The sequence below is a fragment of the Polyangium mundeleinium genome (genome assembly GCF_028369105.1).
GTDB classification, from domain to species: domain Bacteria; phylum Myxococcota_A; class Polyangia; order Polyangiales; family Polyangiaceae; genus Polyangium; species Polyangium mundeleinium.
Genome location: NZ_JAQNDO010000001.1, coordinates 10,422,579 through 10,443,956, shown reverse-complemented (window position 1 = coordinate 10,443,956; position 21,378 = coordinate 10,422,579). Strand labels below are relative to the sequence as shown.

Here is a 21,378-nt window from a genome sequence, read left to right as displayed (position 1 = left end):
TATGCATGCCCCCGGGGATGTCCGAGGCCATGGCGCGCGAAAAGGCCATGGTGTTGACCGAGCGTGCAGCGAAGGAAAACGCGACGCGTGCGCCCGCGGGAACCGCGAAAGCGGCATCGGGGGGCGAGACGTTGTCCGCGTACGTCGAGCGCTGGTGCGCGGTGCGGAAAGCGTGCGGCATCGTCACGGCCGAAGAGGCGAGCGGCATTCTCGCCAAATGGCTCGACCCTCACGTGCTCGAAAAGCCCTTGGCGGACGTGACGCGAGACGACCTCGAAGCGTTCGTCGAGACGCTCGACGGAGCCGTGCTGGAAGAGCGAATCACGTGGAAAACGGCCGTCAACGTATGGGGGCTCGTGGCCAAGCTTTTCCGGGACGCGTGCTCCTCGAAGGTGCGCGCATTGCTGGTGCGCGACACGAACCCGGCGCACGGCGTACCAGGGCCGGAGCGCGGGGTCAAAAAGGCGAAAACGTATCTCTTCCCGGCGGAGTTCCTGACCCTCGTATCATGCGAGGGTATCTCGCTCGCCTGGCGGCGCTCGATTGCCGTCGCCATCTTCCTCTACATCCGGGCGAGCGAGCTTCGGGCGCTCCGATGGGAGGACATCGACCTCGACCGATGGGTGATGCACGTGCACCGCGGGACGGGACCGCGAAGGGCAGGCGAGCACGACGAAGAGCGAGACGGCGCGCCGGTTCTCGGTCGAGCCGCACGTCCGCCCGCTCCTCGAAGCGCTGCACGCAGAATCCGGAGGGCAGGGCGAAGTGATTGACATCCCGGACGATCGTCACCTCGCCCGGTCGCTCCGCGCCCTGCTGAAAAAGGCGAAGGTCGAGCGCCCCGACCTCTTCGTGCGCGACCGCACGCGGAAGAACCTGACATGGCACGACCTTCGGGCGACCGCGGCAACGTGGCTCGCCATCCGAGGCGAGAACCCGTTGACCATCATGCAACGGCTCGGACACACGGAGTTCCGGACCACGCAGATCTACATCCGTGAGGCGGAAGCCGTGCGAGACGGGTTCGGGAACGTCTTCCCGCCTCTACCGGATGCGCTGCTCGGAAGCGGCGTTTCGTCCCGGAAACGTCCGCGGGTGCCGCAAGTATGCGAAAAGATTGTGGAGGCGCCGGGAATCGAACCCGGGTCCGCAAGGCCTACAGTTCACCTTCGTTCACGTGCGTAGTCGCCGTATCCCCTGCGACTGGGTCCGCGGATTCGGCCGCGACCTATCCCTCGCTGATCTCGACCGCGCTATCGAGGGCGTCCTCGCTTGGTCCAGCCCTTGTAGTTGACACCCTTCGGATACCAGGACGATCTCTCCGTCGGACGGCTATCGTCGGTTTTTAGGCCGCGAGAGCGTATGCGTTGTCGTTCGCACGTATAACGTCCCGCTTGGTAGGCGGAGCAGGAGCCGCCAGCACGCAGATGAACCTTCGGTCCCCACGTCGAAGCCGATCGCCCCCTCGTGGTGACCTCGGACCTTCGTCAGGCCCGAGCCCCGAAAGCATAGGACACCAGCCTTTGGCGTCAACCCCTCGTTCGGGCGCTTCGGACGTTGCGAGCGGACGAGCTCGGCTCGCGCCCCTCCTCCGTACCCTCAGCTCCTGGGGCGAGGCTTCCGTGATGCTTGGAGCTTGTGTTTGGGACCGTCAACGTTTGCGCGTCTTCGGCGCGCCCCTCGACGACCTTTCGAGCCTCGACTAGACGGAGAGGGACCCCCAGGGTGGCGCCGGATGGGCGCCCCCAGCCGGGTGAAGGCTCTTCCCAGCGAGGTCGACATGGCGAGGATGGTGCAGTGCGTGAAGCTCGGTCAGGAGGCGGAAGGGATGGAGAAGCCGCCCTTCAAGGGGCCCCTCGGCCAGCGCGTGTTCGATGGTGTCTCCAAGCAGGCGTGGAAGATGTGGCTCGAGCACTCGAAGATGCTCATCAACGAGTTCCGCCTCGACCTCATGAGCGAGCACGGTCAGCGCATCTGGATGACCGAGTGCGAGAAGTACTTCTTCGGCGAGGGCGCCGCGCTCCCGCCCGACTTCAAGCCCGAGGAGAGCAAGTAGCCGGGCGGGCGGCGGCGCGGATCACTGGATCTTCCAGACCGCGCCGCTCGTGGCCGTCAACGTTTCCACGAAGTAGAGCGTCTTCGTCGCTCGGTCGAACGTCATCGCGTAGTCCGTCGTGTCGCCGAGCGTCGAGATGCTCGGGATGTGCGTGAACGCAGCGCCCGCCGGATCCACGACCGCGTGGATGAATCCGCCATAGGAGCGCACGTAGAGGTGCTGCGGGGCGACGAGGTCGTCGAGCTCGATGTTCGTCGGGCCCGCGCTGTCCGTGTTGACCGTCGCGAGCCTCGTCGCTGCGCTCGTGATGGCGGCGCGTGGGATGCGGAGGACGCCTTCGCTCGACGTGCTCACCTCGCGCCCCGCGACGTAGAGGAACTGTGTGTCGGCCGCGAGGCCCACCACCGAGTCCACGCTCGTGTTCGTCCCGAGGTGCACCGCCGCGCTCGGCGCCGTCGTCGGGAACGCGTAGAAGTCGACCTTCCCCGCCGTATTTCGTGTCGCGAGCAAGACGTTCGTCCCGTCGAACGCGACCGTGTAGGAGCCCGAGGTCGCGGGATAGGACGGCGTGAGATCCCAGGTCGTCGGGCCCCAGGTCGTGCCGTTCAGGATGCGGAAGAGGCGGTTCGCGCTCGCCGTCGTGGTGCTGTCGACGCTGAAGAGCTGGCCGTCTGCGAACGTGAGATCGTAGCCGAGGTGCGTCGTCGTCAGGCCGTCGGCCGTGCCTCGTTCGACGGCTTGCGCGCCGCCCGCGATCGGGAACTGGAAGACCTTGCTCAGGCCGCCGAGGAAGATCTCCGTGCCGCTCACGGCCATGCCGTACGTCGTCGAGGCCGACGAGGGGAACGTGACGCCGAGCGGAACGAGCGTCTTCACGCCGTTGTAGAGGATGTCCGAGACCGCGAGCGACGTGATGGTGCCGCCCACGGGCACCGCGAGGTAGAACTTCGTGCCCGGCGGGTAGGCGCCTCCGAGGCTCGCGAGGGGGCTCCCCGGGCCGCAGAAGATCTGCTGGTTGCCTTCGCCGAAGAGCGCGAGCGTGCCCGTGGGGGGGTTCGATTGCAGCGAGACGCCGCCGTTTTGCACCGTGTAGACGTACCAGTGCACGTTCACGCCGGCGGGGAAGCAGCTCGGCACGTCGAGGCGCATCGTCGACGTCGGGGTGATGGGGACTGTGCCAGCCGTGAGGGGCTCCGCCGTTCCCCAGCTCTCGCCGAGGCCGGGGTTGATCTCGCGGATCTTCACGGTCGCGCCGTTGAAGTCCTGGCTCGTCGCCTCGGTGCTCACCCAGACGTAGAGCGGGCCCTGGGGCGCTGGCAACGAGAGGTTGTGCGCGTCGGCGTTCGCGCGGCAGTTGTACGAGACCTTCGTCGGTGATTCGGGATCACACTCGTTCAGGACCTCGACGTTGAGCGCGCTTTGCGTGAGGACCGGATCGAGGTTCTGCACCTCGACTTGCAGGATGCTCGTGGGCGAGGCCTTGTCGTACTCGATGACCGCGTCCACGCCGTGGATGTCGCCGTAGGTGGTGTGGTTGTCGCAGGAGATCGAGCCCGGCTCGCCCCAGGTCGCGGCCATGTCGAACGCGTTCACCGTGTCCGGGAGCGCCCATACGTGCGGGTCCTCGGGCTGCGCAGGCGGCGTGTAATTCGCGCTCGCCGTCGTGTACGGCGCGAAGCAGCCCTCGCCTTCCGCGGCCGCGGGATCGATCTCCTCGATCGTCACTGCGACGGGCGGGAAGGGCGCGCCGGGCGCATTCTTTGCAACCCAAACGAAATAGGTCCCGGGCGGGCCGTCGACGTTCGCGCCCCACATCTGCTTGTACCAGAGGCATTTCTCCGAGACGGCGAGCGTGGGGTCGCACGTGCCGCTCATGATCTCGATGTCGAGCAGGGCGCTCGCGGCGGTCTGCGAGGTGCGGGCCTCGACGTGCAGGAGCTTGCCGCCATTCGCGAGGTCCGGCGAGGTCTTCACGTACTTGATGACCGCGTCCGGGCCGGTGCCGTTGGGGTCGCAGGCGAACGCGCCGTTGGCCGTCGCGACGCTTGCTTCGGCGAGGTTCCATCGATGGACGTTGCCGATGACGAGCGCATTTTTCTGCGTGAGGGGCTCCGCGCAGGAGTCGCCGGAAGGCGCCTGGCAGGAGGGCAGGCAGCCGTCGTCGGTCGCGGTGTTGCCGTCGTCGCAGACCTCGTTGCCCGCGGGGATGCCGTCGCCGCAGGTCGTGGCGCATGCGCTCGGTGCGCCGGTGCAGGTCCATCCAGCCTCGACGACGCAGGCGTCGCTGCAGCCGTCGTTCGCTGTGGTGTTGCCGTCGTCGCAGCTCTCCGCGCCGACCTTCTGCCCATCGCCGCAGGTCGCGGCGCATGCGCTCGGCGCGCCGGTGCAGGTCCATCCAGCCTCGACGACGCAGGCGTCGCTGCAGCCGTCGTTCGCCGTGGTGTTGCCGTCGTCGCAGGCCTCATTGCCCGTGGAAATGCCGTCACCGCAGGTCGTGTCGCATGCGCTCGGCGCGCCGGTGCAGGTCCATCCAGCGTCGACGACGCAGGCGTCGCTGCAGCCGTCGTTCGCCGTGGTGTTGCCGTCGTCGCAGGCCTCGTTGCCTGCGGAGATGCCGTCCCCGCAGCTCGTCGCGCAGGCGCTCGGCATGCCGTTGCAAGTCCACCCGAGCTCGACGGCGCATGTGCTGTCGCAGCCGTCGTTCGGGGCCATGTTGCCGTCGTCGCAGGCCTCGACGCCCGCGAGGATGCCGTCGCCGCAGAGCGCGCTGCATGTGCTCGGCGCGCCGTCACAAGTCCAGCCAAGCTCGACGGCGCATTGATCGTCGCACCCGTCGGACGGGACGGTGTTGCCATCGTCGCAGCCCTCCGCGCCCTCGACGGATCCATCTCCGCAGAGCGCGCTCGCGCCGCCCGAACCACCCGCGCCGCCGGATCCTCCTGCGCCGCCCGCGCCGCCGATGCCGCCGGATCCCCCCGCGCCCCCTGCACCGCCGATGCCGCCCGCGCCGCCGGCCCCGCCTTCGCCGCCGGTGCCGCCCGAACCGCCGATGCCGCCGATGCCGCCGGATCCACCGGCCCCACCGATGCCACCGGTGCCGCCCGCGCCGCCGAGCCCGCCGGATCCTGAGCCGCTGCCGCTCGAACTCGTCGTCGTACCCGAGCCTCCGGGTTCCTCTCCTCCGCACGCGACGAGCAAGGCCGCCGTCGTGAGCGTCACCATCCAGCGTGTTCGTTTCATGGGACAAACCCCGAACCTGTGGCCGGTCCGTCCGGCGCCCCACTATCGGACAAACTGTTTCGCCGGCAGATCAAATTCGTGCGAGGCGAACAGGGTCACGGCGGGAGATCAAACGCGCGCACCATGTCCGCGCCGACGGCGTGGCAATCGGTGCAGATCGACGGCGCGTCCGCGATCACGTCGTTCATGAAGATTTCCACCGAGGTCCCATGACGCGCGCTCGAACCTTTCCGGGTCTCGTAGCCGGGCGCGCGTCTACGTGCGGAACTTCGCGTCCTGGATCCGCGTCCAGAGCTCGTCCGCGCTGTCCGGATCGTCGTCCTGGCGGCAGCCGATCGAGGCCGCGGCGAGAAACGTCATCGCCGCGATCCCCAAGCCTTTCGCGAGACTTGGCACGAAGCCTCTCCTTCTTCTTTCACGGCAGCGCGGGCGGCGGCGGGAGCGCGCCCCCGCGGCGCACGAACGCCACGATCGCCTTCCCCAGCGCTTTCTGCGCCTTCTCGCACTTCGCGTTCGTCTGCCCCGACGACACGCCCTTGCACTCTTTTTTCTGCTCGGCCGCGCGCGTCGCGATCTTCTCGTCCTTGATCAGCGCTTCTTGCACGTTGTCGTCGAGCTTGCGCCACGGGATCTCGGCGTGGAGCGGCTCGGGGGGCACGCGCATCCGGATCTCCTCGGCCTGAAGCGAGGCGCAGCTCCCGTTCCAGCGCAGCACGTCGTAGCTGCCGCTCGCGCCGCTCACGACCATGCCGCCGGTGTTCGGCGTCCGCTTTTCGAGGATGATCACTTCCTCCTCGAACGCGAGCTTGTTGCTCGACGACGGGCCGCCCGACGCGTCCCACGCCTCGGTCGCGCGGGCCAGGTATCCGCGCACCCACGGCGTGCCCTTCGCAAACAAAGCGAGCGCCATCTCGGGCATCCCTGCGGCGCAGAGGCGGCGCACGAAGGCGTTCGGGGGGACGCAGAGCTCCGAGCCCTCGTTCGCGCACGCCGTCGGGAACGCGACGGGCTCCTCCTTCGGCGCTTCGGGGCTTTCAGCGACGTCGACCTTGGGCGCAGGCTTCTTCGCTTGCGATGCATCGTTCGCGGGCTCCGCCGATCCGCCACAGCCGGAGAGGACGAGCGTGATCGCGGCGGCGCCGAGGACGGAACACCACGCGCTGCGGCGGCGCGAGGGGTCGGGAAAGGCCACGTGCATGCGCTCCAAGCTATCCGAACGTCCAGCGCGTCGGGGTGCAAAGTCGAGGCTCCCATCGGATGGGATCTCGTCTTTCCACGGGCGCGCATTCTTGACGCGACGAGGGCGTCGTTCGACGCTCGTGATGCTGCCTTCTCACGCCTTCGGAGGGATGGAAATGCGGTTCTTCGACCGGACGCTTGCCGCGCATGTGTGGCCTACGTGTGCGCTCGTTTTGATGGGCCTCGCCGCTGCGTGTGGTTCGGCCGGAGAGACCGCGTCGAGCGGGATTCCCGCGGGCGGCAACGGGGGGAACGGCGGCGTCCTCACGGGCGCGGGCGTGGGCGGGGACGGCGGCGCGTCGTCCGCGTCGTCCTCGATCTCGAGCGGCTCGGGCGGCTCGGGCGGGAGCGAGGTGAAGCTCGGGCCGCCCTATCCGCTCGTGCTCTCGCACGGATTCTTTGGGTTCGAAGATTTCGCCGGGGCCGGGTTCGTGACCTACTTTTACGAGGTCAAAGACCATCTCGCGTCGCAGGGCGAGCTCAACGTGTTCACGCCGGCGGTCGATCCGTTCAACTCCTCGGATTTTCGCGGCGCCCAGCTCGTCGAGCACATCAAGCAGATCCTCACGATCACCGGGCACGAGAAAGTCAACATCATCGGCCACTCGCAAGGCGGACTCGACGCGCGCGTCGCGGCGAACCTGAGGCCCGATCTCGTGGCCAGCGTGGTCACGGTGGCGACGCCGCACGGCGGATCCCGCGTCGCGGACATCGCGCTCGACCTCGTGAGTGATCCGGCCGCGCAGGACGTGGTGAGTGATCTGCTTGAGCTCATCGGCGCGCCGCTCTACGACGAGTTCGGCGAGCAGACGAACGTGTGGAAGCCCCTCGAGCTCTTCAGCCAGCCCGGGATCGCCGCCTTCAACCAGGCGCATCCTGACGAGCCGGGCGTGTTTTACGCCTCGATCGCGGGACGCACGGACCTACACATCGGCGGTGATAGTTGCGACGCCGATGTCTCGCTGCCGTTCATCGCCGAGTGGAAGGGCAAGCTCGACACGGTGGATCCGCTGCTCTCGGTCTTCGAGTCGATCCTCGACGGCGGGTTCGGCGACCCGTACCCGAACGACGGGCTCGTGCGCGTCGTCGATTCGAAGCGTGGTGAGTTCTGGGGCTGCTTGCCTGCGGATCACCTCGACGAGGTGGGGCAGCTCTTCGGCGATTCGGCTGGCATCGGCAACGGTTGGAAGCACAAGGTCTTCTACGCCGACGTCGTCACCGAGCTGCGCAAGCGCGGTTATTAGCCGCGAGCGCGGAGAGCACGATCGGGGCATCGTAGCAGTTTTCCGGCGGTACGCGCCCATCGGGACGCGCTATCGAGGATGGACGACGTGGACGAAGCGGCGAAGCGTTGACGCTTCGTTGTCTTGAACCGCGGCTCGTTTCCTTTATGCGTTCCCTTGTTTGGGGCGAACTTGTGTTCGGGTGCGGTTTCCCACAGGCCGCAGCCATGGGCGCAGATCGTTTTCGCGTGACCGTGCCGGCAGCAGTCGTCTTCCGAATGCGCTTCGTGTATATCCTGAGCGTCTGCGCGTGCGTCGTCGGCTCTGCTGGAGGCGAGTTTGGAAGAGGGTACTCGAGGTTCGGAGATCGAGCGGCTGAAGGCCGAATTGGCGGCCCTTCAGCAGAAGCTCGAGGAGCGTGAGCGCTCCGAAGCCTCGCTGCGCGCGGAGAACGCGCGCCTGCGTTCTCTCTTCGACCAGCTCCCGGTCGGCGTGTGGGCGACCGATCTCGTAGGCAACGTGCTCATGGCGAACTCCGAGTCCCAGCGGCTCCTTGGGGTCCTCGATGGCACCGAGCCTTCGCCCAAGGCTCCGCCCGTGGAGGAATGGGGAGAGTCGACCGTGTACTTGCACGGCGACAAGAGCACGCCTTATCTGCTGGAGGAGTTGCCGCACGCCCGTGCGCTCCGCGGCGAGTCCGTCCGGACGGCCGAGGTCTTCCTCCGCAACGAGAACCTGCCCGAGGGCGCGTGGCACGAGGTGCACGCGGCGCCGCTGCGCGACGCTGCGGGGACGCAGATGGGTGCGGTTTCGGTGTTCATCAGCAGCGAGTCGCGCAAGAACTTCGAGGAAGAAGTCGCGCTGCGGAACAAGGAGCTCGTCGCCAGCGAGTCGGAAAAGTCGGAGCTCATCGCGCGGCTGAGGATGGCCGTGCAGGATCTCTCGACTCCGATCCTGACCCTATGGGAGGACGTGCTCGCGCTGCCCGTGATCGGCGTGGTCGATTCTCGGCGCAGCGCGGAGATGATGGAGCGACTGCTCGACGAGATCGTGCGTAGTCAGTCGAGGTTCGTCATCATCGATCTCACGGGCGTCGAGGTGATCGACACCTCGACCGCCGATCACTTCATGAAGCTGGTCAAGGCCGTCGGGCTGATCGGCGCGCGTTGCGTGCTGACCGGTATCCGGCCCGCGGTCGCGCAAACGTTGGTCGATCTCGACGTCAACTTCGGCCAGCTCGAAACGTTGCGAAACTTGAAGCACGGGCTTCGCTACTGTCTGCGGTGGCTCGATGCCGAGGATACCGGGCAAAACACGGTGAGCGAGGGCGAGGCCAGGAGGGCCCGATGGTCATGATGATGGAAACGCAGCGGATCCCGATCGTACGCCTGTCTGGAAAGCTGATCGTATCGATCCAGACCGCGCTTTCGGACACCGTGGTGGATCGGCTGCAGCAGGACGTCGCGGCCGCTTGCGAGCGTGGGGACGCGCGAGGGCTCGTCGTGGACGTCTCGGGCGTCGACGTGCTCGACAGCTACATCACGCGCAGCCTGCGTGACCTCGCGGTCATGGCGAGGCTGATGGGCGTGGAGACCGTGGTCTGCGGGCTCCGGCCCGCTGTCGCGATGACGCTGGTCGAGATGGGCATGGAGCTGCCCGGCGTGCGCACCGCGCTGAACCTCGATCGCGCCCTCGCGCTGCTCGATTCACTCCAGCCAGAGGGGCTGCCGAACGACCTCGCCGGCGAAGGGGACGAGTGGGAGGGCGAGGCGTGACCCACGTCTTCCGGACGACGCGGTGGTGGAGGAGGAGGCGCGATCGATGAACGAGATCGCGGGGGAAATCCTCGCCATCTTGCGGCGGTACCTCTCGGAGCCGACGAGTCGCTCGCTCCTCACGTCCGCCGCGAGACGAGCGAACGTGAGGCTCGAGATGCTGGCGCGACCCGAGATCCCGCAGCTCGTCCAGCAGCTCGGTCCGGGCTTGAACATCTTCTTGCAGGAGCCGGAGAAGCTCCAGAACTGTAAGAGCCTGCTCGCGCTCGTGGCCGTGGAGAACGCTCCATCGATCTCCTCCATGGAGCCCCCGCAGCAGCAGGCCGAGTCGCGCCCCGATGGCATCAGCGTTCCGATTCGCGCCGAGCACGACGTCGTTCGTGCCCGCACGCTCGGCAAGGACATGGCCAAGCAGCTCGGCTTCTCCGAGGTCGTCCAAACGAAGGTCGCGACGGCCGTCTCCGAGCTCGCGCGCAACATCTTCCAGTACGCCGGAACCGGCGAAATCCGGATCCGACGGATCGAAGGAAAACGGCGTGGGATCGAGGTCGTCGCTCGTGATCAAGGCCCGGGCATCTCCGACCCGGCGCTGATCCTGAGCGGCGCTTATCGCTCGAAGTGGGGGATGGGCGCCGGCCTCCGCGGCACCAAGCGGCTCGTCGACGAGTTCGAACTCGACACGCACCCCGGCCTCGGCACCACGGTCCGCATCCGAAAGTACGCCGAGTAGCCCGTGGACATCGGCACGGCAGAGCGCCCCGCAGATGGGGAAACCGTCTGCGGCGACGCACACCTCATTCTGGAGCGCAAGCCCCGTACGCTCATCCTCGTCGCCGACGGCCTCGGCCACGGCCCCCACGCGGCGCTCGCCGCCTCGACGCTCTGCAAGTTCGTCGAAGAGCACGTCGACGAGCCGCTCGAGATGCTCCTGCGCGGCGCCGACAGGGCCGTGGCCAGCACGCGCGGCGCCGCCGTGATGCTCGCGCGCGTCGATGCGCAGACCGCGACGCTCGACGTCGCAGGCGTCGGCAACGTCGCGCTCCGCTCGTGGAGCAAGGAGAAGATCCAGCCGCTGCCCGCGCGCGGCGTGCTCGGCCGCGGCATTCGCCACGTGCGGATCTTCCGCTACGGCCTCGTGCACGGCGACATGTTCGCGCTCTACACGGACGGAATTTCCGGCAGCTTCGACATCGATCAGGTCAAGCACCAGAGCGCCACGGTGATCGCCCGCTCGGTCCTCGAGGGCTATCGAAAATCGCACGACGACGCGACATGCGTGGTCGTGCGTTACCTGGACCGCTGATGTCGAAGCTGCCCTCGCTCGTGCCCGAGCCGCTCTCGTTCGAAATCGGCAACGAGCACGACCGCTTCTGGTGCGCCGCAGAGGGCCGCCGCTACGCCTCCGTGATCGGCTTCGACGCCAAGGCCCAGGGCGAGGTCGCGATCTGCATCGCCGAGCTCATCTCGAACGTCGCGAAGTTCGCCGGGCGGGGCACGCTCGCGCTCTCGACCGTGACCGAGCCGCGCCTCGGAATACGCATCGTCGTCGAGGACGCGGGTCCCGGCATCGACGACCCCGCGAGCGTGTTCGAGGACGGTTTTTCCGAAGGGCGAAGGCTCGAGCCGGGCACGCAGCGGCGCAGCGGGCAGGGGCTCGGCGTCGGGCTCGGCGCCGTGGCGCGCATGATGAGCCACGTCGAGATGGAGAACGCGCCGGGCCGCGGCTTGCGCGTCGTCTGCATCAAGTGGCTCGATCCGCCGCGTGGCGGCTCCGGCGCGTTCCCGGCGTCCGGGCCGAGCAGCGCGCGGTAGCTCGATCAGCGAGGCGCGGCGCGCCCGCCGCCCCGCGCGAGGAAGGCCTCGTAGCCCTCCATCAACGCGAGGTAGATCCAGCCGCCGAGCACCTCGGCGCCGGCGCTCGACGGGTGCGCGAGATCGGCCCCGCCGAGGCCGCGCTGCACCCACACGCCCATCGATCCGAGCCCGCCCATCGCGCTCAGCGTGTCCCAGTACCCGCAGCCGACCTCTGCCGCGACCTTGCGCTGGATCGCTGCGAGCTTCGGCACGACAGGGCGGCTCGTGTAGCCCGTACCTTTCTTGTCGGCGCGATCCATCGGCCCGATGAGCAAACACGAGCCCTGAGGCAGCGCCGCGCGCGCCTGCACGAGCACGGCCTTCATCGTGGACGCGTACTGATCGAGCGGGAAGAGCTCGCCGTCTTCGCTCTCGTTCATGCCGTACTGGAAGACGGTGAGCGCGGGATCTCGCGTCTGGAGCTGCTCGGCGAAATGCGCGTCGTCGCTCTTGTCGAGGAAGCGGATGCGGCAGCCCTGGATGCCGATTGCGTCGAGCACGACGCCGGGCACGTCGCGCTCCATGGTCACGCCGAACGCGCGAACACCCGGGCCCTCGGCGCGCACTTCGAGCTCGTGCGGGCCATCGGGGACCTCGTAGACGCGCTGCCGTGAGGCCGAGGCGTCGGCGCGCGTGTCGATGGTTTCCCGCGGGGCGCCGTCGATGCTCACGCTCATCGGAGCGCCGTCGGCATGTTCGAGGTAGCTCACGGCGAAGCGCGAGACGGCGCGTCCGAAGGTGCCGGTCTTCGTGGTCGCGAAGCGCGAGAAAGCGCCCTTGCCTTGTGCGCGGAACGAGACGCCGCCGAGGCCATAGAAGCCGTCTTTCGCGTAGGGGCCGACGACGCGGCTGACCTGCCAGCCCGGCGCCGCGAAGCGCACGACGTCGTTGTGGAAGTAGCCGGGCCAGGCGTTCGCCATGAGCATGAAGCCATGGCCCGCGTCGCCGAAGCGGCGCTGGAGCTTGCGGCGCAGCGTCGCCGTGACGAAGTCGCTCGCCACGATCGAGTCGCCGAAGTAGGTGACGCGCGCGATCGCCTTCGGTTCCTTGCGCTCGACGGCGGCGAGGCGGCCGTAAAACGCGTCGAGCGCGTGGCCCGAGGGATCCTCGATCGATCGCGGGGGTTTGCCCGTCTCGGTGGTGCTCGCCGCGGGCACGATCTCGGCTGCGGCGGGCGGGAGCGCGACCTCCTCGGGCTGGCGCAACTCGGCCTGCTCCGTCGTCTCCATCGCGAGCGCCGTCTCGCCGACGGAGGCCGCGGGCTCGGGCGTGGGCGATACCGCGACGAGGCCTTCGCCTTCGGGCAGCGGCGTGAGCAGGCGCAGGCGCGCGAGCGACGGGGCGAGGTAGGGCACGGCGACGAGCGCGGCGAGCGTGACGATCGCGATCACGGCCTGCGAGTGCAGACCATTCACGCGCGGCACTTCGGGTTCGTCGGGCGTCGCTGTGGGCCGCGCTGCCGCCTCCGTGGGCGCAGGCGCGACGCGGGGCGCGTCCTTGGCCTGCGGCGCGTCCTTGGCCTGCGACGCCGTATGCGGCGCTTCCTGCGGCACGGGGGCCGCCTTTGGCGCCGCCTCGGGGGCTTGGGCCTTTGCGGGGGATTTCTTGGCTTGTGCGCGCGGGGCGGCGGCCGCCGCGCGGCGCCGACGACGACCGGTCATCGGCGCGCGCTCAGCCGCCCTGCTTTTGCTTGAGCATCGCGATTGCGCGGTCCTTGCAGGCCGTGTCGCGCTGATGCCTGCAGATCGCGATGAGCATCTTGATGTCCGCTTCGCTCGCCTTGCCGGACCAGACCCTCGGCTCGAGGCCCTTGCGGATCGCGGCCTCGTCGAACTGTCCAGGGGGCGGCGGCGCGGTCGTCGTCGTCGTCGCCGTCGGCTCCGCCGACTTTGCCGGCGTGGCGCCGCCTGTGGCGCCGCCCGTGCTCCCGTTGTTGAAACTCCCGCCGCCCGGGTTTGGCGGGACGTACGAGCCGCCGCCGTTGTTCGGCGTGGGCGACGTCGGCTCGGGCCCGGCGAGGGCGTGGAGCAGATCGGCGGCCTTCTTGCGCTGGTCCGCGCTCACGCTCGGCGTGGAGGCGATCTGCTGCAAGATGCGCTTCTTCTCGGCCACGTCTTCGAGCTGATCGGCCTTGCTGAACATCCAGTCGGCCCATTTCGACTCGATGTCCTTGAAGGGCTGGCTCTCGCGGACGGGCGAGTTGTCGTTGATGGCCTGGAGCTTCGTGTGCGCGCGATCGAAGTCCTTCGCGTCGACGAGCTCCTGGGCTTCCTTCAGGACCTGCGCCTCGAAGGCGCTCATCTCCGGTGTTTCGACGGTGTTCGTCGTGGTCGTGGTCGGGTTTCGGGTCATCCCGATGATCACGCCGATCACCACGAGGCCCACCACCGCGCCGATGCCGATGAGCTTGCCGAGGCTCGGGCCACGCGGCGGCGGCGCGGGCGTGCCCACGCTCGTCGCGACGTTGTCGAACGAGCCCATCGGCCGCATGGCCTGGCCGTCGACGCCGAGGCCCATGCCCGCGCGGAAGATCTTGCCTGCGCCGACGAACCGCAGGCGCACGTCGCCGAGCTCGAGCGCGTCGCCCGCTTCGAGGATGCCGCGCTTCAGCTCCACGCCGTTGATGCGGATGCCGTTCGCGCTGCCCTTGTCGATGATCTCGTAGCGGCCGTTGCCGAGCGCGATGAGCTCGGCGTGCAGGCGGCTGACGGAGCTGTGGTTGATCGAGATCGTCGCCTCTTCGGCGCGGCCGATCGTGAAGTGCTCGCGATCGAGCGGATACTCGGCACCGGGGTTTGGCCCGACGACCACGACGAGGCGGTTCGGCCTTTGATGGACCGGCACCTGCGCGAGCGCGCCTTGTTGCGCCGTCGCGTCCGGTGCAGGCACCACCTTCGACTCGTCGACCAGCTCGATGCGGTAGTCGCCGAGCTGGATGACGTCGCCGCCGTTGATCGCCTGATCCCCGACGACACGGACGCCGTTGACGAAGGTCCCGTTGTAGCTCGATGGATCGGAGATCGACCATCCCTGGCCGTTCCGCTTGAGCTGCGCGTGTTTACGCGAGACGTTGCGGTCGGTCAGGCGAATCGAGTTACCTTCGCCGCGTCCGAGCCCGTACTCGTCGTGGGCGAGAGGGAGTACGGTCTGTTTCCCCTCGTCGTCCTCGATCGTTAGCTTCCACATAGACGGGTTGCCGCGAGGCGTGGCTCGACGGATAGAGGTACTTTACCGATGGATCCCCGCCGAACGCAATGCTCGTTTGTGGACGGGGGTGAGGGGAACTGCTGCGAGGTGCGCGACGAGACCAACGCGACTTCGGGCCTCGTCGCGCTCACGTTCAACCCGAAGATTTGGCTTTGACCGGGCGGAACGGGTGGAGGAAGGACGCGAGCGAGCTCGGGTTCCTCGTCTGGAGCCAGAGGCGGCCCTGACCCTGGAAGTTGCACACGAGGCCTTCCCCGCCGAGGAAGAGGCTCTTCAAGCCGCCGACCTTGCTGATGTTGTACTGCAGGCCTTGCGTGAACGCGACCATGTGCGTGTTGTCGCAGATGTAGCCGTAGTACTGCTGGCCGATGTCGAGCACGTGCGCGCCGCCGTAGCAGTTGAACCAGAGGTAGCCCTGGCCGTACGCGCGGATGAGGAAGAGGCCGCCCGAGAAGAAGCCCTTCGCGCCTTGCCACTTCGTGTCGAGCGTGACGCCCGGCGTGGAAGCGAGGTAGGCGCCGGATTGCAGGAAGAGCTCCATGCCCGGCTGCATCGTGATGCACACGATCGCGCCTTCGGGCGCGGGCGCGAACCACATGCTCTGCCCCGGCGCCGTCGCCGTGAACGTGTTCTGGAAGAGGCTCTCGCCGCCGAGCAGCTTGCGCTTGAGGGCGCCGCCGATGCCGCCCTGCAAGCTCGTCTTCATCTCGATGCCCGTGTCGCGCGCGACCATCGCGCCGCTCTCGGTGATGATCTGCTCGCCGGGTTGGTCGAAGTAGACCTGGACCAGGCCGAAGTCGGGGTTGTGACGGATCTCGTGTCGCACGGTTAAGACCTCTTCACTGCTCGCGCGGTGGCAAGAGAGCGCCGATCGTCGAGCCGTACTCGGCGGCGTTGCGGGACTGCAGGTACACGGTGCCCTGCCCCTCGAAGTGGCAAACGAGGCCCTCGCCCGAGAGGAACGAGGCGATCCAGCCGGATCCGCTCTTGCCGACCTTGTACGTGAGCGTCGACTCCCACGCGGCGAGGTGTCCCGTGTCGATCACCATGCTGCCGTCGACCTGCACCTGTTCGAGCGCGCCGAACGTGCCGATGACGACCTGGCCCATCCCCTGCGTTTCGAGCAGGAAGAGGCCCGCGCCCGAGAACATGCCCTTGAAGCCGCCGGTCTTCGTCTTCACGTCGACCGAGGGGCTCGAAGCGACGTAGGCGCTGTTCTGGATGCACCACTGCTTGTGTCCAGCTTCGAGCACCGCCATGTCCCCGCAGAGCGGCGTGGCGAAGAGGACCTCGCCCTGGCCGCCTTGCGCGGTGAAGGTGTTGCGGAAGAACGACTCGCCGCCGAAGAGCCGCTTGAGGCCCTTCATGAAGCCGCCGGACTGCGTCTGCATCTGGACGTTGGTCGACATGCCGACCATCGCCCCGCTCTCGGCGACCACGGACTCGCCGTTTTGCAGCCAGCACTGCGCGAGCGACTGCGACGGGCGGTAAAGAAGATTCACTTGCATCGCTGTTCGTCCTTATCTCCGGTTGCCCATCGCCTCACGGCGGCAGCATCGGCGTGAGCCAGTCGACGAGCGCGCTCGTGTTGCGCGACTGGATGAGGATCTTGCCCTGGCCCTGGAACTCGCAAACGATGCCCTCGCCCGAGGCCATGAAGCCGAGGAGGCCGCCGCCGCCGCTGCGGATCTTGAAGTTCAACGACGAGTCGAAGCCCACGATGTGGCCGTTGTCGACGATGTAGCTGCCGTTGCAGTCGATCTCGTCGATCGCGCCGTAGCTCGTCACGAAGACCTGCCCGTTGCCGGAGGCCTCGATGAAGAACGCGCCCTCCTTCGCGAGCAGCGCGCGCAGGCCGCCCCAGCGCATCTTCAGGTCGATGTCGCCCGCGCTCGCGAGGAACGCACCCGCGCTGAAGATCATGGAGTTGCCGGCGAGCTGGATCGGCCTGATGCCGCCCGAGAGCGAGGGCGCGAGCCACACCCAGCCGCCTTGCGGGCTGGAGAAGTGGTTCACGAAGAAGGTTTCACCACCAACGATCTTGCGGATGATCGCGATGAAGAACGCCTTCATCTTGCCGAAGAAACCGGCGTTTTTCCCCGCATTGAGCTTGACCTCCATCGTGAGGCTGCTCGAGCGGGCGACCATGGACCCAGCCTCCGCGATGATCGTCTCGCCCGGAGCGAGGCTCACCTGGAGCATCGAGAACGTCGGCTCGTACTTGACGATGTGTTGCATCCGAATCCTTCCCCATTCGTTCGGGAGGAGGTCTTTCGGCCGGGACGGCGTGCGTTTCGACGCGCTCCCCCCACGGGCGGCCGAGAGGCGGGCAGGGTATAACGGAGACATGTCGGGAGCGGAAGCGGGAAGTGGGCAAGGTGCGTCCGGTACGGGATTCGGGCACAGCCCCAAGCGCCTGGTCGCTGAGCTCGGGATCCTGCTTCTCGCCATCGTGGGGCTGATCTTCGCCGCGCGCGGATGCGCCGGATGCGCGTCGACGGCCATCATCGCGGTGATCCCGCCCGACGCCGACGCGGCGATCGGAAAGACCGCCGGCGAAGCGATGCGCGCGCAACACGGGCTCTCCGGCGCGCCGACCGAGGACCAAAAGGCGCGGGTCGATCGGATCTTCGAGGAGCTGCGATCGGACCTCACGGACGATGAAAAACGCATCCTCGTAGCGCCGCGGATCACGGTGCTGAAGGACGATCAGGTGAACGCGTTTGCGCTCCCCGGCGGCGAGGTCTTCGTGCTGACGGGGCTGCTTGATCGATCGAAGGACGATGACGAGGAGCTGCGCGGCGTGCTCGCGCACGAGATCGGGCACGCGGTGAAGCGACACGGCGTGCGATCGCTCGTGCGGAACGCGCTGTTCGGGCTGACGATCGCGTTCGTCGTGGGCGACCTGAACGACATCACGGCCACGGTGATCGCTGGCGCCTCGCAGCTCGATACGCTGAGCTACAGCCGCTCGATGGAGGAAGAGGCCGACGCGTTCGGGGTGGATCTGCTCGCGCGCAGCAAGAAGAGCCCCGAGGGCCTGGCGCGGTTCCTCGAGAGCCTCGAATCCGCGCCCGTGCCGGAGCTGCTCTCGACACACCCGGACAGCGCGGCGCGCGCGAAGGCGATCCGCGAGCGGATGCAGGGCGGAAAATAGCCGTCAGGTGCGGAGGTTGCGCGATGCGCTGCTGATCGCGGGCACGAGCGTGTCGCCCTCGACGCGGCCGTAGACGTCGAGCACCGTGCGGCCCTCGGCGTCGCGGCCGGGGCGCTCGCGGGTGTAACGCGAAGGCGCGGCCGCGAGGACGACGCCGAGCTCGGCCGCGACGTCGCCGAGGGATCCCGCGAGCTCTTCGTCGATCGCGCGACCACGCGCCTCGTGCGAAGTGCCCGGCGGAACGCGGACGGCGATCGAGCCGAAGACACGCGTCCCCTCCGCGACGATCGCGTGCTCCTTGCCGGTTTTTTCGAACAACCGGAGCGCGGCCTCCGTGTCCTTCAGGGCCTCGCGCGCGTCGACGACCATCGCCCTGCGGCGGCGGAGCTCGGATCGGCGATCTGGTGAGTCGTCGCCGAGGATCGCGATCTTTTCCGCGAGTTTGTCGTGTTCCGCCTTCAGACGCTCGACCTCGGCCTCCGCTGCCTTCCGGGCGGCCTCGAGCCTCTCTTGCACTTCGCTGCTCATGGGCGAACGTTGACGTTCGTCCCGGGCCACCGTCAACGGGGGAAAGCGCGACGTCGCTACTTCGTCCGCGTGAGCAGGAGGCTCCCGAGGAGGAGCACGCCCGCGGCCGCGGCGCCGTAGAGGCAATACCGGGCGAGGTGCGCCTGGCCGGCGAGGTGGAGCTGCAGTGCGGCGAAGCCCGAGGCGATGCCGATCGCCGCGTAGATGAGCTGGCGGATCCCGGCGTAGACGAGACGGGCCGCGCTCGGCAGGCCCTTCACGCGGAGCTCGAACTCGCCGCGGTTCGCGCGGTTCAGGTACTTGCGGAGATCCTCGGGGATCGTGATGGCCTTGAGGGCCATGTCCTTCGCCGCGTCGACCGCGATCTGCGCCCAGTCGCGGTTGCCGAGCACGAAGTCCTGCAGGTAGGGCCGGATGACCTCCATCGGCGAGAGCTCGGGATCGAGCTGCGTGCAGAGCCCCGTGAGCAGGAGGATCGTTCGTTCGAGCAGGACCCAGTCGCGCGGGATGTGGAAGGCGCCCGAGAGCTCCTTCAGGCCGATGTTCATCTTGCGCAGATCGACGAGGCTCTCGATGCCCTTCTGCGGATCGAGCTTGATGTCCTTGAGGTTGAAGGTGTCGATCTTCACCTCGTCCTGGAAGCGCTGGTGGAAGAACTCGATGACCTTCTCGCTCACGTCGGGTGAGTCCGTGCGCGAGAGGAAGCCCATCTTGCGCATGGCCTTGATGAGCTGATCGGTGTCGCGGCGGATCACGCCCTCCAGGAACTCGGGGATGCCCTCGCGCATCTGCGGCGAGAGCTCCGCGACGGCGCCAAAATCGAGCAGGATGAGCGCGCCGTCGTCGCCGACCAGCATGTTCCCGGGGTGCGGATCGGCGTGATAGATGCCGTCGATGAAGATCTGCTGGCAGAAGACCTGGACGACCTTGCGGGCGAGCGCCTTGCGATCGACCCCGCGCGCGTCGAGCGCGGCGATGTCGCCGATCTTCACGCCAGGCGCGAAGTCCGTGGTCATCACGCGGCTCGTGCAATAGCCGTCGACCGGGCGCGGGAAGCGCACCGTGGGATCACGGAGGAAGTTGTCGGCGATGCGCGTGATGTTCCGCGCCTCGCTCTGGAAATCGAGCTCCTCCAGGATCATCGAGCGGACCTGGTGGTAGTAGGCGTCCAGGCCCTGCACGGGAACGAAGATGCTGACGATCTGCATGATGCGGCGGATCGTCGTGAGATCGAGCCGCACGATCTCGTCGATGTCGCGGTGCTGGACCTTGACCGCGACGTGCGCGCCGTTCTTGAGCCACGCCTCGTGCACCTGGCCGAGCGATGCGCTCGCGATGGGCTCCTCGCAGAAGCGATCGAAGAGCGTGCCGACGGGCTTGCCGAGCTCGCGCTCGATGCGCTCGGCGATCTCGCGGTAGGGCCGCGGCGGGACCTGATCCTGCAGCGCCTCCAGGCCCGAGCGGAACTGCGCGGGCAGGAAGTTCGCCATGATGCTGAGGAGCTGCCCGACCTTGATGAACAGGCCCTGGAGCTCGACGATCGTGGAGAGCACGCGGCGCGCGTTGCGCCCGTGCACGTCGGCCATGCGCGCGTCGAGCCACGTCTGCCCGAACCAGCGTCCGAGGAAGAAGAACCAGAGGTAGCTGCCGAGGACGACGAACGTCGTCGTGTAGGCGCGGATGAAGCGGTAGCTCTGCCGTCCCTTCGGCCGGATGCCGCGCGGCCCCGCGCCTCGCTTGGCCGGCTTCGAAGGCGCCTTCGCCGCGGGCGCGATGAGACTCGCGCGCGGCTGTTCCTGGAGGGATGGGGCGCCTTGCGACACGGGGCGAGCTTATCCCGCGGCTCGTTGCGCCTCCACCATCGCGTCGAACATGGCGTCGTAGGCGGCCGGTCGGGCCTGCCGGATCGCGAGCGCGGTGCGCGTCGGATGGACCCGGTTCGTGAGCAGAACGCCGACGAAACCGGCGTCCGGATCGATCCAGAGGCTCGTGCCCGTGAAGCCGAGGTGGCCGAAGGTCCGCGGCCCGAGGCGCGCGCCGGAGCTCGGCTCGTCGCCGCTGCGCTGATCGAAGCCCGCGAGCAGCGAGCCACCCGGGCGAGGTCGGACGAGCGGCGCGAGGTCGGCCGGGGCGAGGAAATCGCGGCGTTCGCCGGCGAGGGCTTCGAGCACGGCGATGCCGAGCCGCGCGACCGAGCGCGCGTCCCCGAAGAGGCCCGCGTGCCCCGCGGACGCATGACCCACGAGCGCCCAGGCGTTCTCGTCGTGGACGACGCCTCGCACGAGGCCGTCGCGGAACGGGACGATCTCGGTCGGCGCGACAAGCGCATCAAACGAAGCATGTTTTGCGCGGAAGTTGCGCGCCGACCCGATGTCGAGACCCAGCGGCCCCGTGACCTCACGCGTCACGAGCGCGTCGAGATCGAGCCCGCTCCGCCGCGCGAGCGCCGCGCCGAGAAGGACGTATCCGAGGTCACTGTACACCGGCGGAAATCCTTCCGGCGGCGGATCTCCCGTGCAGTCGTCGCGCCGCGCGTCGGCGGCCATGACGAGCGCGGCCTCGACGTCGACGGCTTCGCCTCGCACGAGCGGCGCGTAAAGCGAGCCGTGCGCGTCGAGGCCCGCGCGATGGGCCGCGAGGAGATCAAGCGGGACGCGCGCGGAGCGTGTATTCGCGAGCGTCGGCACGAGATCGGCGAGCGGCTCCGAGCGGGCGAGCGACCCATGGCGAGCGAGCCGCGCCATCACGAGCGCGGTGACCGGCTTCGTGACAGAGGCCAAATCGAAGGGCGTATCGAGGTCCGCGCGTGGCGCGCCTTCTTCGAACGAGAGCACGCCTGCCGCGCCTGCGCCGTGGATCCAGCCTGCGCGCGTTCGCATGGCGGCGGCGACCACGGCGCACGGCGCGGCGTGGTGATCGTCCACGACGACGCGCGCGGCGGCCGTGAGGTCGATGGCGGGGGCGGCGTTTTTCACGGCGGTGAGGATCGAGCCCGAGGGGGAGGGGGTGTCAACGATCTCGCGATTCGATCAAACGTGCCGCGTCTTTGACCCCGAGCGCGCTCGCCCCTTATCCTGGTAGGCCGGGAGTCGAGCAAGA

General features: G+C 68.2%; 20 protein-coding genes, 1 other RNA gene and 1 pseudogene. 11 read left to right on the top strand and 11 right to left on the bottom strand.

Translation table 11 applies throughout. The features are described from left to right. Positions 1–17: 17 nt before the first annotated feature. Both POL67_RS41290 and POL67_RS54380 read left to right on the top strand, forming a co-directional pair. The gene (locus POL67_RS41290; RefSeq protein WP_271926527.1) at positions 18–773 is read left to right on the top strand and encodes a site-specific integrase; all 756 of its coding nucleotides are present in this window, start codon (positions 18–20) and stop codon (positions 771–773) included. Then, positions 766–993 (top strand): annotated as a pseudogene (locus POL67_RS54380) (site-specific integrase); the annotation flags it as partial. The gene POL67_RS41290 and the pseudogene POL67_RS54380, both read left to right, overlap by 8 nt. Before the next feature lie 124 nt (positions 994–1,117). Here the strand turns inward: POL67_RS54380 and ssrA are convergent. Then, positions 1,118–1,465: a transfer-messenger RNA gene (gene ssrA / locus POL67_RS41285) on the bottom strand. A 270-nt stretch (positions 1,466–1,735) separates the two neighbouring features. Here ssrA and POL67_RS41280 point away from each other — a divergent pair. After that, on the top strand, positions 1,736–2,056 hold the full coding sequence (locus tag POL67_RS41280; RefSeq protein ID WP_276076120.1) for an oxidative damage protection protein: 321 nt from the start codon (positions 1,736–1,738) through the stop codon (positions 2,054–2,056). Positions 2,057–2,077: 21 nt separating this feature from the next. On the opposite strand, the gene POL67_RS41275 is transcribed toward POL67_RS41280, so the two are convergent. Together POL67_RS41275 and POL67_RS41270 are read right to left on the bottom strand one after the other, a co-directional pair. Beyond that, a complete protein-coding gene (locus POL67_RS41275) occupies positions 2,078–5,296 on the bottom strand; it encodes a DUF4215 domain-containing protein (RefSeq protein WP_271926525.1) in 3,219 nt (1,072 codons plus the stop codon). Between the two features lie 415 nt (positions 5,297–5,711). After that, positions 5,712–6,494 (bottom strand): hypothetical protein, encoded by a 783-nt coding sequence (locus POL67_RS41270; RefSeq protein ID WP_271926523.1) that lies wholly within the window; start codon positions 6,492–6,494, stop codon positions 5,712–5,714. Between the two features lie 157 nt (positions 6,495–6,651). On the opposite strand from POL67_RS41270, the gene POL67_RS41265 reads away from it, so the two are divergent. The 6 genes from POL67_RS41265 to POL67_RS41240 all read left to right on the top strand — a co-directional run bounded on the left by POL67_RS41265 (position 6,652) and on the right by POL67_RS41240 (position 11,345). Beyond that, on the top strand, positions 6,652–7,779 hold the full coding sequence (locus POL67_RS41265) for an esterase/lipase family protein (RefSeq protein WP_271926520.1): 1,128 nt from the start codon (positions 6,652–6,654) through the stop codon (positions 7,777–7,779). Positions 7,780–8,097: 318 nt separating this feature from the next. Beyond that, positions 8,098–9,114 carry an STAS domain-containing protein gene (locus POL67_RS41260; protein ID WP_271926519.1) on the top strand — a complete coding sequence of 339 codons (1,017 nt, stop codon included), beginning with the start codon at positions 8,098–8,100 and terminating at the stop codon, positions 9,112–9,114. Beyond that, positions 9,105–9,533: an STAS domain-containing protein gene (locus POL67_RS41255; protein WP_153823221.1), complete on the top strand. Its 429-nt coding sequence runs from the start codon at positions 9,105–9,107 to the stop codon at positions 9,531–9,533. Before POL67_RS41260 ends, POL67_RS41255 begins: the two co-directional genes overlap by 10 nt. 46 nt (positions 9,534–9,579) lie before the next feature. Continuing rightward, a complete protein-coding gene (locus tag POL67_RS41250; protein ID WP_271926518.1) occupies positions 9,580–10,263 on the top strand; it encodes an anti-sigma regulatory factor in 684 nt (227 codons plus the stop codon). A gap of 3 nt (positions 10,264–10,266) precedes the next feature. Then, positions 10,267–10,836 (top strand): SpoIIE family protein phosphatase, encoded by a 570-nt coding sequence (locus POL67_RS41245; RefSeq protein ID WP_271926517.1) that lies wholly within the window; start codon positions 10,267–10,269, stop codon positions 10,834–10,836. Further along, the gene (locus tag POL67_RS41240) at positions 10,836–11,345 is read left to right on the top strand and encodes an ATP-binding protein (protein ID WP_271926515.1); all 510 of its coding nucleotides are present in this window, start codon (positions 10,836–10,838) and stop codon (positions 11,343–11,345) included. The genes POL67_RS41245 and POL67_RS41240 overlap by 1 nt, the downstream gene beginning before the upstream one ends. A gap of 5 nt (positions 11,346–11,350) precedes the next feature. Here POL67_RS41240 and POL67_RS41235 read toward each other — a convergent pair whose 3' ends face one another. Together POL67_RS41235 and POL67_RS41230 are read right to left on the bottom strand one after the other, a co-directional pair. After that, positions 11,351–13,048 (bottom strand): hypothetical protein, encoded by a 1,698-nt coding sequence (locus POL67_RS41235; protein ID WP_271926513.1) that lies wholly within the window; start codon positions 13,046–13,048, stop codon positions 11,351–11,353. A 10-nt stretch (positions 13,049–13,058) separates the two neighbouring features. Further along, positions 13,059–14,573, bottom strand: a complete 1,515-nt coding sequence (locus POL67_RS41230) for an FHA domain-containing protein (RefSeq protein ID WP_271926511.1) — start codon at positions 14,571–14,573, stop codon at positions 13,059–13,061. Positions 14,574–14,621: 48 nt separating this feature from the next. On the opposite strand from POL67_RS41230, the gene POL67_RS41225 reads away from it, so the two are divergent. Continuing rightward, positions 14,622–14,750: a hypothetical protein gene (locus tag POL67_RS41225; RefSeq protein WP_271926509.1), complete on the top strand. Its 129-nt coding sequence runs from the start codon at positions 14,622–14,624 to the stop codon at positions 14,748–14,750. On the opposite strand, the gene POL67_RS41220 is transcribed toward POL67_RS41225, so the two are convergent. From POL67_RS41220 to POL67_RS41210, 3 genes are read right to left on the bottom strand one after another with little or no spacing between them, the layout of a single operon-like run. Beyond that, complete coding sequence (locus POL67_RS41220) at positions 14,728–15,420, bottom strand: TIGR00266 family protein (RefSeq protein WP_271926507.1); 693 nt, start codon at positions 15,418–15,420, stop codon at positions 14,728–14,730. The two genes, POL67_RS41225 and POL67_RS41220, sit on opposite strands and share 23 nt — an antisense overlap. Before the next feature lie 13 nt (positions 15,421–15,433). Further along, positions 15,434–16,102 carry a TIGR00266 family protein gene (locus POL67_RS41215; protein WP_271926506.1) on the bottom strand — a complete coding sequence of 223 codons (669 nt, stop codon included), beginning with the start codon at positions 16,100–16,102 and terminating at the stop codon, positions 15,434–15,436. A gap of 34 nt (positions 16,103–16,136) precedes the next feature. Then, the gene (locus POL67_RS41210) at positions 16,137–16,832 is read right to left on the bottom strand and encodes a TIGR00266 family protein (protein ID WP_271926503.1); all 696 of its coding nucleotides are present in this window, start codon (positions 16,830–16,832) and stop codon (positions 16,137–16,139) included. 109 nt (positions 16,833–16,941) lie between these two features. On the opposite strand from POL67_RS41210, the gene POL67_RS41205 reads away from it, so the two are divergent. Continuing rightward, positions 16,942–17,751: a M48 family metallopeptidase gene (locus POL67_RS41205; RefSeq protein WP_271926500.1), complete on the top strand. Its 810-nt coding sequence runs from the start codon at positions 16,942–16,944 to the stop codon at positions 17,749–17,751. Between the two features lie 3 nt (positions 17,752–17,754). On the opposite strand, the gene POL67_RS41200 is transcribed toward POL67_RS41205, so the two are convergent. Genes POL67_RS41200 through POL67_RS41190 form a run of 3 tightly spaced genes read right to left on the bottom strand, consistent with a single transcriptional unit; the run spans position 17,755 to position 21,254 of the window. After that, positions 17,755–18,279: a hypothetical protein gene (locus POL67_RS41200; RefSeq protein ID WP_271926497.1), complete on the bottom strand. Its 525-nt coding sequence runs from the start codon at positions 18,277–18,279 to the stop codon at positions 17,755–17,757. Positions 18,280–18,335: 56 nt separating this feature from the next. Next, positions 18,336–20,102: an ABC1 kinase family protein gene (locus POL67_RS41195; RefSeq protein ID WP_271926496.1), complete on the bottom strand. Its 1,767-nt coding sequence runs from the start codon at positions 20,100–20,102 to the stop codon at positions 18,336–18,338. 9 nt (positions 20,103–20,111) lie between these two features. Beyond that, complete coding sequence (locus POL67_RS41190) at positions 20,112–21,254, bottom strand: serine hydrolase domain-containing protein (RefSeq protein ID WP_271926495.1); 1,143 nt, start codon at positions 21,252–21,254, stop codon at positions 20,112–20,114. Positions 21,255–21,378 lie beyond the last annotated feature (124 nt).